The sequence below is a fragment of the Bradyrhizobium sp. 159 genome (assembly GCF_023073795.1).
Lineage (GTDB): Bacteria > Pseudomonadota > Alphaproteobacteria > Rhizobiales > Xanthobacteraceae > Bradyrhizobium.
On sequence record NZ_JADPKE010000059.1, the window covers coordinates 145,919 to 158,436 of the forward strand.

Below are 12,518 nucleotides of genomic sequence, written 5' to 3' on the forward strand. Positions count from 1 at the left end.
TCAAGCCGAAGCGAAGCCGAGACGGCCGAGCGGCGGGGCCTCGCGGCCGGCGGCCTTGGCGGCGTCGCGCACGAGGCGTTCGAGCACGGCGAGATAATCGAGGAAACGGCGGCGGCCGGACTTGGTAAGACGACAGGTCGTGTGCGGGCGATTGCCCTCATAACCCTTGGTCACCTCGACGAGGCCGGCCTCCTGGAGCACGGCGATGTGCCGGCTGAGATTGCCGTCGGTGAGGCCGCAGAGCTGCTTGAGGTCGGCGAATGCCAGCCCCTTGGGGTGCGCCATCAACGAGGTCAGCAGGCCGAGCCTCGCCTTCTCGTGGATGACGCGATCAAGCCCCTCATAGGAGAAGGGCGCGCTGTCAGACTTCGACATCATGGTCTCCGGATGCGAAATACAGAATGGCAGCCATCACCGACTGTCCGATCACGAAGGGCAGACCCATGGTCCATGGCGACAGCATCTTGGTCTGGCTCGCCAGCGTCACCACCGCAAAGCCGGACACGAAATACCAGGCGCCAACGAGCGCGACGGTGCGCGGCAGCGTGCGGACGGAGGCGAAGATGCCGAGCGACACCAGGATCTGCCACAAGCCGGGCAACAGCCACAGCGTTTCGGCCGCGAACTTCCACATCACCACCGCAAGCAGCACGCCGGCAGCGCCTGCCGGCAGGAACTGCTCGACCGCCTGGTAGATCATGGCATCGGCAAGACCGGAATGATGGCGGCGCGAGCGTGCGCGCATCTCGATCCCGATCAGGAGGCCGGAGAGCGCGGCGGCAATGAACCAGCCGGTGAAGAAGGCGAGCGGCTGGCTGGTGGGATCGCCGATCAGCCAGAATTGCAGGATCGCAGTGATGAGCGCGACGGCACCTGTCGCCGCCATAGTCGCCGGGCCGTAGCCGCGGAACGCGGTGCCCGCCGCGATCTGGCTGCGGATCGCCACGATATCGGCCAGTGCCTTGTCGAGATCGCGCATTGGCAATGCCAAAATCTCGTTCCGCTCATGCTTCCCGGGATCATTCCCGCCGCTTTGTATTGCAAAGTATATGGCACTGCAAAGTAAAGGCAAGCCCGAATGTCGCGGCAAGGAGATCTTGTCCGCGCGGGCAACTGCCGGTTGCGTTGCCGATCCCGCCACGGCTAAGATGCAGCCAAAGCATTCCCGGGGGCTGGTATGTGGCTTAAATCGTTTGTCGTTGCGTCTTTGTTGCAAGTGGGTGTCATCAACGCCGCGCGTGCGGCGGGACCGTTCGGCTCCGTCAATGTCGGCAACTGGATCGGCGGCGCCTTCAGCAATGACCAAACGGGCGGCTTCTCCCATTGCGCTGCGACGACGCCCTATGCGAACGGCGTCATCCTCGTCGTCAGCCAAAACGCCGCCGGCACCTGGTCGCTCGCCTTTGCGAGTCCCGGTTACCGCTTCAACAAGGGCGAGAACGCCGCGATCGACGTGACCTTTGACGGGCAGGAGCAAGCTAGGCTGTACGCTACGGCGTATCAGTCCAACATGCTCACGGCCATTATGCCGCTCAATGTCGTGCGTACGTTTCAAAAGGCGAGCCTTATGGTGGCAACAGCCGGCCGCGCCGTACTGAATTTCGATTTGACATCGACCGGGCCGGTCATCGCGGCATTGGCCAATTGCGTGAGCAAGGTGAAGGCCGACGGGCTCGACAAGGCCGGCGACTTCACCAAGGGTGCGGCCAAGCCGGCGGCCACGGCGGAGAAGCAGGCGTCTCCGCCGGCTGGAAGCAAAGTTGCCAGGGCCAGGAGCGGCACCGGCTTTGTGGTCAGCGCCAGCGGGCATGTTGTCACCAACAATCACGTGATCAATGGCTGCGTCGGCGACATCAGGGGCAATCTCACCGGCGAGGCCGCAATGGTGCTGCGCGTCGTTTCGACCGACGCCAACAATGATCTTGCTCTCCTTCAGGCGCCGTCGCCGACGGCATTCAAGGACTTTGCCCGGATCCGCGACCGCTCGTTTCACTCCGGCGATTCCGTCGTCGCGATCGGCTTTCCCTACCACGGACTGCTCAGCTCGGACTTCACCGTGACGACCGGTATCGTGAGCTCGCTCAGCGGCATGCGCAATGACACGCGTTTTCTGCAAATCAGTGCACCCGTGCAACCCGGCAATAGTGGCGGCCCGCTGTTCGACACCACCGGCCAGATCGTGGGCGTGGTCACCGGCAAGATCCCCGGATTGCGCATCGCCGCTGCGACCGGCGATATTCCCGAGAACATCAACTTCGCCATCAAAACCGGCGCGCTACGCGATTTCCTCGACAATTCCGTGGTGCCCTACCAGACCGCCGAGCCGAAGGGCGAGCTCAAGACCACCGACATCGCCGGCAATGCCCGCGCCTACACGATGCTGATCTCGTGCAATGCGACCGAGCAGGCCGACGCGAAGCGGTAGAACGGCGGCTGGCGGCGTCCCACACGCCGCCATCGTCCCGACGAATGCCAGGACGACATGGCTGAACGAGGCGGCCTCTCAGCCGTGACAGCACGCCTCCTTCGCCGCCTGCGGTTCGTACTCGTCGCGCAGGCGAACCCAGTCCATCGGATAGGGCAAACCGTCCTCGTGACGGCCGAGCGGCGTAAGGTCGAGGTACTGATAGGCGGCATTCATCATATCGAGGCCGCGGGCGAAGCATGAGTAGGTGTGGAAGATCTCGCCCGCCTCGTTGCGAAAGAACACGCTGATGCCGGGCAGCTCGGGTCCATAGAACGGCGTGGTGCCGAAATTGTACTTCGGCACGCCCTTGTCGATCTGTTCGCGCGTGAACGAGACTTCATAATCGTAGTTGAAGTCGTTGCTTCCCGAGGAGACCCAGTCGAAGGTCCAGCCCATCCGCTTTTTGAACGCGTCGAGCTTGGCAACAGGCGCGAGCGAGATCGCAACCATGCTGGTGTCGCGCGCCGCCAGGTGCGGCACCATGCGCTCGAAACCGTCGGCCCAGAACGAGCAGCTCTTGCAGGCGGCGTCCCAATCGGGTGCGAACATCACGTGCTGCACCACGAGCTGCGGCCGGCCCTTGAAGAGATCGCCGAGCGTCAGCTTGCCGTTCGGTCCGTCGAACACGTAGTTCTTGTCGACCTTGACCCAGGGCAATGCACGGCGCTCCTCGGCCAGACGCTCGCGGGCGGCAGTGAGCTCCTTTTCATGGGCCAGATGAACCTTGCGGGCGGCGATCCATTGCTCGCGCGAGACGATCTGATGTTGCTGCATGGTATCCTCCTCTGATCGGGGTGAGCCGACGAAGGCGTCGAGCTTGTCGAAGAACGAGCTCCAGCCGCGCAAATGATTGTCGCGGGCGGTTTCGTCGAAGAACTGGGCATGATGGAAGACCATCAAGGTGCCGGCGCTGTCCGGCTTCAGCGTGATCGTCACCAGCGATTCGCGTTCCGGCGTCGAATGCCAGGCCCAGGTGAAGACCAGCCGCTCGTTCGGCACGACGTCGCGATAGGTACCGCCGGCCTCGAAATATTCGCCGTCGTCACGGGTGAAGCCGATGCGAAAGCTGCCGCCGGTGCGAACGTCGAGCTCGGCCCGAAGCGTCGCCGGCTTCATGTTCGGCGGCCCGAACCATTGCGCTAGCTGCTCGGCTTGCGTCCAGGCCGCGTAGACCTTTTCCGGCCGCGCGCGGAGCCGGCGCGTGAGCGTGAGGCTTGGACTTTCCTTTGGGCGTTCGGTTGAGCATTCGGCGGCGGCTGCGTTGGCCATGTCTCTTCCTCCACAAAGGCGGCGAGGCGATCGAGATTGTCGGACCAGAATTGGGCGTAGCGATTGAGCCAGTTCATCGCCTGCTCCATCGGCTGCGCGGTGAGCCGGCAGGCGACCGTTCGCCCGGTCTTCTCCCGCACGATCAGACCCGCATCCGTGAGCACGTCGAGATGCTTCATGATCGCCGGCAGCGAGATCGGGAACGGTGCGGCCAGCTCGCTCACCGACAGGGCGTCCTGCTCGCCGAGCCGCGCCAGCAGGGCACGCCGCGTCGGGTCGGATAGCGCCGCAAAGGTCCGGTCCAGCGTCTCGTCCTGATACTTAACCATTAGGTTTAGTATAGCCGCGAACGGTGACGCGTCAAGCGAGAAAGCCCGCACGCGGTTCTGCACGAGCGCGTGATCAGGCAGCGGTCAGTGGGACGTGGGGCGCGGCTCGTACGGCGCGACGGCCCGCCTGCGGTGCACCCGCGGCTGCGGTTGCAGCGGCTGCAGCTGGCCGTAGCCGAAACGGGGATTGCGATCGCAGAACAGCAGCCGGCCGGAGACGCTGGCCTGACATTGTTCATAGGTGCTGTAGGCGCATTCACCGGGATAGTCATACTCGCCGCCCTGGGCACACCAGGGATAGTCGCGCGCGGCGGCTGGAGGAATGGCGGCGAAACCGGCAAGGACCGTCACGCCGAGCGTCAGCAGCGCCAATCGGATATTGCGCATGATCCAACTCCTCTCCTGCTGGCGTGAGATACGCCACCATCCTCATCAGGTTTGGTCGCGCCAATTTATTCCAGATCGAGTGTAGCGCGCGTAAGAAAAAAGCCCTGCCGGACGGCAGGGCTTCAAGCGCGTTGATCACAAGATATCTACTCGACCTTCAGGCCGGCGAACTCGACGACCTTCTTCCATTTCTCGGTTTCGGCCTTGATCTCCTCACCGAACGCCTCGGGCGTCTGCACCCGCGGCTCGCCGCCGAGCTCGACCAGACGCTTGGTCATGTCGGGCTCCTTCATCAGCGCGTTGACCTCATTGTTGAGCTTGGCGATGATCTCCTTGGGCGTGTTCTTGGGTGCGCCCATACCGAACAACGCGCTGGCCTCATAACCCTTGACGGTCTCGGCGATCGCGGGCACGTCGGGCAATTGCGCAGAGCGTTCCGTGGTGGTGACGCCGATTGCACGCAAGCTGCCGGAACGGATGTGCTGGATGATCGAGGGCATGTTGTCGAAGATCACCTGCACCTGGCCGCCGAGCATGTCGGTGATCGCGGGCGCCGCGCCGCGATACGGCACGTGCTGCATCTTGCAGCCGGTCATGGCCATGAACATCTCGCCGGACAGATGCACCGAGGTGCCGTTGCCGGACGAGGCCATGTTCACCTTGCCGGGATTGGCCTTCACATATTCGATGAACTCGGCGACGGTCTTGGCCGGCACGTCCTTGTTGACCGTCATCACATTCGGCACACGCTGGAACGAGGCGACCGGGGCAATGTCGCGCACGAAGTTGAACTTCAGGTTGGTATAGAGCGAGGCGTTGATGTAGTTGGCCGGGTTGACCAGCTGCAGCGTGTAGCCGTCGGGCTCGGCGTTGACGACCGATTCGGTGGCGATATTGTTGCCGGCGCCCGGCTTGTTCTCGATCACGAATTGCTGGCCTAGCCTTTCCGACAGCCGCTGGCCGATCAGCCGCGCCAGGATGTCGGTGGCCCCGCCCGGCGGATAGCCGACCACCCATTTCACCGGACGGGCCGGATAATCGGCGGCAAGGGCCTTGGACAGCGGGGCGGCTGCAAGCGGACTGGCGGCGAGCAGGCCCAGCGCGGTACGGCGAGTGATCATCTCAAGGGTTCTCCCAGTGTTGTTCTTGAAAGACGGATATCTTGAAAGTGGCGTCGGCGCGGTTGTAACAAAGCTTGCCGCAGGCGGAAAGTGCACGGGGCGCATCACGACGAAAGGATAAGACATGCCGGTCAAGGTTCATGCCCTGGATCATCTCGTGATCAATGTCGCCGATGTCGCAGTGACTGCGGAGTGGTACCGCAGGAATCTCGGCATGGAAGTCAAGGTGTTCGACCCCGGCGGCGGCAAAGCGCCGCGGACTTCGCTCGTATTTGGTGACCAGAAGATCAACGTGCGGCCGCGCGATGGCGATAAGGTGGAGTGGTTCACCGCGGACCACCCGACCGCCGGCAGCGAGGATCTGTGCTTCCTCACCTCCTCCACGCCCGAAGAGGTGATGGCGCATTTGCAGGCGCACGGCGTTGCGATCGAGGAAGGGCCGGGCCCGAGGCAAGGTGCCCGCGGCACGCTGCGCTCGGTCTATTGCCGGGATCCCGACGGCAGCTTGATCGAGATCTCGTCTTACGCGGAATAGGGCGCGCTCGTCGAGAGAGCGAGCGCTGGCTGTTCCATGCCGCCCCGCCGAGTTGCTCCCCGCGCTGTCCAATGGCAGGAAGACGCAATCATCCAAAGACAGCCGCCATCAAGATGCAGGGCTGCACGGGAGGACACATGACCAATCCACAGACCGCCGCCGGGATCATAGGCCCTTTCGACGGGCTCGACGTGCCCTGGCTGCTGAAGCTGCGCGCCGAGGTGCGCCACTCACATCCGTTCCTGATCTGGGCGCCGTTCGATGCGCCGGCGCGGCGCTGGAGCTATGGCGAGTTTCACGAGCGGGTCGGCGCGCTCGCGGCGGGCCTCGCCAAGCGCGGCGTCAAGCCCGGCGAATATGTGCTCATCCATCTCGACAATTGCATCGAGGCGATGCTGGCCTGGTTCGCCTGCGTCGAATTGGGCGCAATCGCGGTGACCACCAACACCCGCTCGGCGCCAGCCGAGATCGCGTACTTCGCCGATCATTGCGGCGCGGCCGCCGCGATCACTCAGCCGTCCTATGCGGAAGTCGTCGCGCAGAATTGCCGCAACATCCGCTGGATGGCGGTGACCTCACACGATGCGGGCACAGCGCCTGCGCAAGCGGTCGCACGCGGCGACAGTTTTGAATCCCTGTTCGCCGACAGTGCCGACCGTCCCAGGCGCGCCCCCGATCCGCTCGCGCCGTGCAGCGTGCAGTACACATCGGGCACGACGTCGCGCCCCAAGGCGGTGCTGTGGACCCACGCCAACACACTGTGGGGCGCCAAGATCAACGCCGCGCATGAAGACCTTCATGCCGGCGACGTGCACCAGACCTACCTGCCGCTGTTCCACACCAACGCGCTGGCCTATTCCATGCTGGCGACGCTGTGGGTCGGCGCCACTTGCGTGATCCAACCGCGCTTCTCCGCCAGCCGGTTCTGGCACGTCGCGCGCGAGCACGGCGCGACCTGGACCTCGACGATTCCGTTCTGCATGAAAGCGCTGCTCGAGCAGGAGATCCCGCACGATCACAAATTCCGCCTGTGGGGCAGCGCGATCAACGAGCCGCCGGCGTTCGCCGCGTTCGGCGTCAAGATCATCGGCTGGTGGGGTATGACCGAGACCATCACCCACGGCATCGTCGGCGAGGTCGACCAGCCCAACATACCCATGTCGATCGGCCGCGCCGCGCCGGAGTACCAGATCCGCATCACCGATGACGACGGCCGGCCGACGGAAGTCGGCGGCACCGGCAATCTCTCGATCAAGGGCATCCCCGGTCTATCGCTGTTCGCCGAATATCTGCACAACGAGAAGGCGACGCGCGAGAGTTTTGACGAGCACGGCTTCTTCCTTACCGGCGACCGTGTCGAACGGCTGGCGAACGGCTACATCAAGTTCGGCGACCGCGCCAAGGACATGCTGAAGGTCGGCGGCGAGAACGTCGCGGCCTCCGAGATCGAGCAGGTGATCGCGCTCGTTCCCGGCGTGCGCGAGGCGGCGGTGGTGGCGAAGACGCATCCGATGCTGGACGAGGTGCCGGTCGTCTTCATCATTCCGCAGGGCGGCGTCGCCGGTGCGGTACGCGATCTGCATGATCGCGTGATGGCGGCCTGCCGCGCCGGCCTCGCCGACTTCAAGGTGCCACGCGAGATCAGGTTCGTGGACGACATGCCGCGCTCGACGCTGGAGAAGGTGGCGAAGGCGGAGCTGCGCAAGATGGTGGAGTGACTTCACCCTCCCCTGGAGGGGAGGGTAAGCAGGCCGCGCGCCTCTGGAATTGCAGCGTCTCGCTTAGAACGATCCCAGCGCCACCGGGCGGAACGCCTGCAACAGCTGCTGGTCGAGCTTGCCGCCCATGCCTTCCATCATCGTGAACGCACGCGAGTGGGTGAATGGCATGCGGTAGGCGCGCTTCTCCACGAGAGCGGCGTAGATGTCGACGATTGTCGTCAGCCGCACGATGTCGCTGATCTGGTTCGACGACAGGCCGTTGGGATAGCCGGAGCCATCGAGGAATTCATGATGATGCAGCACCACGTCGAGCATCTCCGGCGGGAAGCCGCCTTGCGCGGCGAGCGCGTCATAGCCACGGCGGGGATGCTGGCGCACCTCGGTCATCTCCTCGTCGGTGAGCTTGCCGGGCTTGTCGAGCAGTGCGGAGGGAACGAAGGCCTTACCGACGTCGTGCAGCAGCGCGGCGCGAGTCAGGCGGCGCTGGTCGTCCTCGCGCATGCCGAGATGCTGCGCGAAGGCGACGGCAAAGCCGGTGACGAACAGGCAATGCCGATAGCTGCCGACATGGTGACAGCCGACCGTGGTGAGCCATTCGCGCAACGAGGAGTGCTTGATCGCTTTCAGAATCTTGCTCTCGGCGGCAATGACGTCGTCGAAGGTCAGGGGCACGCCGAGCGGAAGCTTCTCGAACATCTTTGCCAGGACGGCATGCGCCGCCTCGACGCCGCGGTTGAGCGTCTTGCCGCGGTCGGTCGCGTCATAGAGGGCGGTGTCCGGGAACGCTGAGCGGATGCGCTGAAGGATGGCGTCCGCCTGCAGCGGGCGCGAGATGGTGTCGGTGGCGCCCAGCGCCCAGGCCTGCATGGTGCCGTGGTGGAGGGCATCGGCGAGTACGAACAGGCGCGGCATCGACCGATAGGCGTCGCCGCGCAGCTTGTTGCGCACCCGCTGCACGCTCTCGGGCGAGCGCAGATTGATGTCGACGACGAGGCCGGAGAGATCCCGCGACGGCCTGTCGGGGATGTCCTGGGTCGTCACCGTCGAGACCTCGCCGACCGCTTTCAGGATGCTGACGAGCTCGCTGCTCTCGTCGCTCCGGTCGGAAGCGAGCAGAAGCCGGCGTTTGGCGGCAGGTTTGGCTGAGGCGTTCATGACTTCCCCAAAAGGGTACCGAGAGCACGTGCGTATTGGCCTTAAGCCTAAGCCGGATCAGGTTCTCTGGCCCTTAAGAGGCGTCCTCAATGGAACCCTGCGCAATTGGAGGCAATTTGAGGAATTTCCGCTGTGGGGCGGCTCCAAACAAAAAAGTCGAAAAACAACCCCATGCACAGTAGCGGGCCATTGAGGAATAAGGGGAATTTTGGGCGCCATAGCCACACCCTCCGCTGTCATCGCCCGGCTTGACAGCGACAGTGTGGAGGCGGCGCCAAAACAAATCCGCCGGAGGTTGCCCTCCGGCGGATCGTCTCAAGCTGTCTTGGCCAGCCTTACGCCTTCATGCTCGCCTTCACGGCTTCGGCCGTGATCGGCAGCGCCCGGACGCGGGCGCCGGAGGCGTTGAAGATGGCATTGCCGATGGCGGGCGCCACCACCGTCACCGCGGGCTCGCCGACGCCAGTTGCCTTCTCGCCGTTGGCGATCACGGCGACGGCGACCTCGGGCGTCTGGCTCATGCGCAAGGGCGTATAGCTGTCGAAATTGGTCTGCTCGATGCCACCGTCCTTGAGTGTCGCCTTCTCGTACATCGCCAGCGACAGGCCCCACAGCGCCGCACCCTCGACCTGGGCGCGGATGTTGTCGGGATGCACCTGGGTGCCGACGTCGGTTGCGACCGTGAGCTTCTTCACCGTCACCTCACCCGATGGCGCCACCGCGACATGGGCGACGCAGGCCGTCCAGCTCGCAGTCGCACGCTCCTGCGACGATACACAGGCCACACCCATGCCCTCGCCTTTCGGCAGCTGCTTGGTGCCATAGCCGGACAGTCCCATCGCGGCGAGCAGCGTGTTGCGCAGCCGCTGCGCGCCGCCGTCGTTCTTGCCGGCGCCATCGAGCAGCGAGATGCGGAACTGCGCGGGGTCTTTGCCCGTGGCCGCCGCGATCTCGTCGATCATGCTTTCGACCGCCCAGAAGGTCCAGCCCGGCGCCACCGAACGGAGCTGGCCGGACGGCGTGGCGTTGTGCGCGAGCTCGTTCTTGATCGCGCGCACATAATGGTTGGGCACGGTGTAGAAGAAGTCGGCCCCATTCACCGTGAAGGAATCGAGCGGGCCCTTCTTGTCGACCGACGGCGTCAGGAAGTCGGGGATTCCCCAGCGCGCGGTCGGCCAGGCCGAGACCACGTCGTGGCTGATCGCAATGAGCTTGCCATCGCCGTCCACGCCGGCCTTGACCTTTTGATAGGTAAGCGGGCGCGAGAAATCCATCGTCATGTCGTTCTCGCGCGAATAGATCACCTTCACCGGCTTGCCGACCGCCTTTGCCGCCTGCACCGCCGGAATCATCATGTCGGCATCGAGACGCCGGCCGAAGCCGCCGCCCAGCCACATCTGGTGCATGACCACGAATTTCGGATCGATCCCGGCTGCACCTGCAGCGATCGCGCCGGAGCGCGTCGCGAACTGGTTGCCGGAATAGATGTGCAGGATGTCGCCCTTGAACTCCGCTGTGGCGTTCATCGGCTCCAGCGGCGCGTGGATGTTGATGCTGGTGGTGTATTCGGCCTCCACCACCTTGGCCGCCGAACCGAGGGTTGCATTGGGATCGCCGTCCTTGACGAAGAACTGGCCGGAATCCTCTAACATCTGAAGCCGCTTGGCTTCATCGAGCAGCGACTGGCTCGACAGCTTGGCGTTCGGACCATTGTCATAGGCGATCTTCAGCGCTTGCGCCGCCTTCTTGGCGTTGGCGTAGGTGCCGGCCACCGCGACGACCCAGCCCGACGTCGTTCCGGTCTTGTCGTCGAGCGTGACGGCCTTGATGAAGCCCGGCACCTTCTTGGCGCCGCTGTCGTCGACCGATGTCACCGTGGCGCCGAAGCGCACCGGAGGCGTGACCACCGCGCCATAGACCATGCCCGGCAACATCACATCGATCCCGTACTTTGCCGTGCCATTGGTCTTAGAGGGGATGTCGAGCTGCGGCACCGACACGCCGATCATGGTGTATTGATCCGGCGTCTTCAGCTTGATCGCCTTCAGCTCATCCGGCGTGAAGGTTTTGGTCGCTTTGCCGCTCTTCACCACATCGGCGAACGACATTTGCTTCTTCGACTTCGGATGCACGATCATGGAATCGCGCACCACGAGCTCCGAGGCCGGCACACCCATGGCGGCAGCCGCGGCTTCCGTTAGTGCCATGCGGCCCGCGGCGCCCGCGCGGCTCATGGCGTCGAAGTTCATCATCGTCGACCAGCTGCCGCCGGTGATCTGCGCGCCCAGTACGGGATCATTGAACTTCGGGTCGTTGGAGGCAAGCGACACGCGCATGTCGCTCCACTTCGCGCCCAGTTCCTCGCAGACGATCTGCGCCATGGTGGAGGCGATATGCTGGCCCATATCGGCCTTGCCGCAGGTCACGGTGACGAGACCGTCCGGCGAGATCGCATACCAGACGCTCGGCTCGAAGTTCGAAGGCGCCGCAAGCGCGTCGCTGATGCCGGGCACGCCAGAATAACCGAGCACGAGACCCGTCGCGGCGGTGCCGACGAGGAAGGAGCGGCGGCTGAGATCGGTCGCCTCTGGGACGACGTTGTTCACGTGCTTATTCATGTGGGCCTCCGTTCGGTGGCCGTGGATGCGGTGCGCATCTCGGACGCGGCCCGCATGATCGCCTTCTGGATCCGCGAATAGGTCATGCAGCGGCAGAGATTGCCATCCATGTGAGCGACGACCTCTTCCTTGGTCGGATTGGGATTCTTCGACAGCAGCGAGGCTGCCTGCATGATCTGCCCGGACTGGCAATAGCCGCATTGCGGCACCTGCTCGGCGATCCACGCCTTCTGCAAGGGATGATCGCCCTTGGCGGAGAGGCCTTCGATGGTGGTGATCTTCTTGCCGGCGACGTCTCCGACCATGGTCTGGCACGAACGCACGGCTTCGCCGTTGACGTGCACGGTGCAGGCACCGCACAGCCCGGCGCCGCAGCCGAACTTGGTGCCGGTCATCTGCAATTGCTCGCGGATCGCCCAGAGGAGCGGCGTGTCGTTCGCCGCATCCACGGACAGACTCCGCCCGTTGATGGTGAGTGTTGGCATAGGCGTCTTCCCCTGCCGGTGCATGAAGCCGCTTACGGCGGCAACTTGTGCGGCGGACGCCCACCGGGCTGGCGTCGACCTTGACGGCGAGCATGATCGCGTTAACGCGCGGAGGCAAATGCAATTTGGAATGGGTCGAAAAAACCAGCTCTGCACTTGCTCGTTGTGCGCCGCGCCAAGGACGCGGTGCAGCCACTGGACACAACAGCAAGCGCATCCGACATGCGTGCCATCGTATTCAGGCAGTTTCTTTCAGGTAACTTGGCGCGCTAGAGTAATGAAACGAAACGGCGGCGCAGTGTCCCTTCTCCCCTTGTGGGAGAAGGTGGCGCGGTCCAAACCGGCTACATGGGTAACAGACTAGACCGGCGACATGGGTAACAGGTCAACTATTCGGCAAGGAGGGCTTGCCGATGGCTTGGAAGGAGACC

12 protein-coding genes and 1 pseudogene are annotated in these 12,518 nt (G+C 64.1%); 3 read left to right on the top strand and 10 right to left on the bottom strand.

Features of this window, described 5'->3' with window-relative positions:
• Both IVA96_RS16690 and IVA96_RS16695 read right to left on the bottom strand, forming a co-directional pair.
• Positions 1–375 (bottom strand): transcriptional regulator, encoded by a 375-nt coding sequence (locus IVA96_RS16690; RefSeq protein WP_247282057.1) that lies wholly within the window; start codon positions 373–375, stop codon positions 1–3.
• A complete protein-coding gene (locus tag IVA96_RS16695; protein ID WP_247282014.1) occupies positions 362–979 on the bottom strand; it encodes a hypothetical protein in 618 nt (205 codons plus the stop codon). The genes IVA96_RS16690 and IVA96_RS16695 overlap by 14 nt, the downstream gene beginning before the upstream one ends.
• Positions 980–1,177: 198 nt before the next feature.
• Here IVA96_RS16695 and IVA96_RS16700 point away from each other — a divergent pair, with 198 nt between their 5' ends.
• The gene (locus IVA96_RS16700; protein WP_247282015.1) at positions 1,178–2,425 is read left to right on the top strand and encodes a serine protease; all 1,248 of its coding nucleotides are present in this window, start codon (positions 1,178–1,180) and stop codon (positions 2,423–2,425) included.
• Positions 2,426–2,503: 78 nt separating this feature from the next.
• Here the strand turns inward: IVA96_RS16700 and IVA96_RS16705 are convergent, their stop codons facing one another.
• The 5 genes and pseudogenes from IVA96_RS16705 to IVA96_RS16725 all read right to left on the bottom strand — a co-directional run bounded on the left by IVA96_RS16705 (position 2,504) and on the right by IVA96_RS16725 (position 5,573).
• The gene (locus IVA96_RS16705) at positions 2,504–3,241 is read right to left on the bottom strand and encodes a DUF899 domain-containing protein (protein ID WP_247282058.1); all 738 of its coding nucleotides are present in this window, start codon (positions 3,239–3,241) and stop codon (positions 2,504–2,506) included.
• Positions 3,242–3,328: 87 nt separating this feature from the next.
• A pseudogene (locus tag IVA96_RS16710) lies at positions 3,329–3,595 on the bottom strand (SRPBCC domain-containing protein); the annotation flags it as partial.
• Between the two features lie 11 nt (positions 3,596–3,606).
• Positions 3,607–4,065, bottom strand: a complete 459-nt coding sequence (locus tag IVA96_RS16715; protein WP_247282016.1) for a metalloregulator ArsR/SmtB family transcription factor — start codon at positions 4,063–4,065, stop codon at positions 3,607–3,609.
• An 84-nt stretch (positions 4,066–4,149) separates the two neighbouring features.
• The gene (locus tag IVA96_RS16720) at positions 4,150–4,452 is read right to left on the bottom strand and encodes a DUF3551 domain-containing protein (RefSeq protein ID WP_247282017.1); all 303 of its coding nucleotides are present in this window, start codon (positions 4,450–4,452) and stop codon (positions 4,150–4,152) included.
• Between the two features lie 146 nt (positions 4,453–4,598).
• Positions 4,599–5,573 carry a tripartite tricarboxylate transporter substrate binding protein gene (locus IVA96_RS16725; RefSeq protein ID WP_247282018.1) on the bottom strand — a complete coding sequence of 325 codons (975 nt, stop codon included), beginning with the start codon at positions 5,571–5,573 and terminating at the stop codon, positions 4,599–4,601.
• Between the two features lie 124 nt (positions 5,574–5,697).
• Here IVA96_RS16725 and IVA96_RS16730 point away from each other — a divergent pair, with 124 nt between their 5' ends.
• Both IVA96_RS16730 and IVA96_RS16735 read left to right on the top strand, forming a co-directional pair.
• Entirely contained in the window at positions 5,698–6,108 is a 411-nt protein-coding gene (locus tag IVA96_RS16730) for a VOC family protein (protein ID WP_247282019.1), read from the top strand.
• Positions 6,109–6,245: 137 nt separating this feature from the next.
• Positions 6,246–7,826 carry an ATP-dependent acyl-CoA ligase gene (locus IVA96_RS16735; RefSeq protein ID WP_247282020.1) on the top strand — a complete coding sequence of 527 codons (1,581 nt, stop codon included), beginning with the start codon at positions 6,246–6,248 and terminating at the stop codon, positions 7,824–7,826.
• A 63-nt stretch (positions 7,827–7,889) separates the two neighbouring features.
• Here IVA96_RS16735 and IVA96_RS16740 read toward each other — a convergent pair whose 3' ends face one another.
• The 3 genes from IVA96_RS16740 to IVA96_RS16750 form a co-directional block, all read right to left on the bottom strand.
• A complete protein-coding gene (locus tag IVA96_RS16740; protein ID WP_247282021.1) occupies positions 7,890–8,984 on the bottom strand; it encodes an HD domain-containing phosphohydrolase in 1,095 nt (364 codons plus the stop codon).
• Between the two features lie 335 nt (positions 8,985–9,319).
• Complete coding sequence (locus tag IVA96_RS16745) at positions 9,320–11,602, bottom strand: molybdopterin cofactor-binding domain-containing protein (RefSeq protein WP_247418274.1); 2,283 nt, start codon at positions 11,600–11,602, stop codon at positions 9,320–9,322.
• Positions 11,599–12,087: a (2Fe-2S)-binding protein gene (locus IVA96_RS16750; RefSeq protein ID WP_247282023.1), complete on the bottom strand. Its 489-nt coding sequence runs from the start codon at positions 12,085–12,087 to the stop codon at positions 11,599–11,601. Before IVA96_RS16750 ends, IVA96_RS16745 begins: the two co-directional genes overlap by 4 nt.
• Positions 12,088–12,518 lie beyond the last annotated feature (431 nt).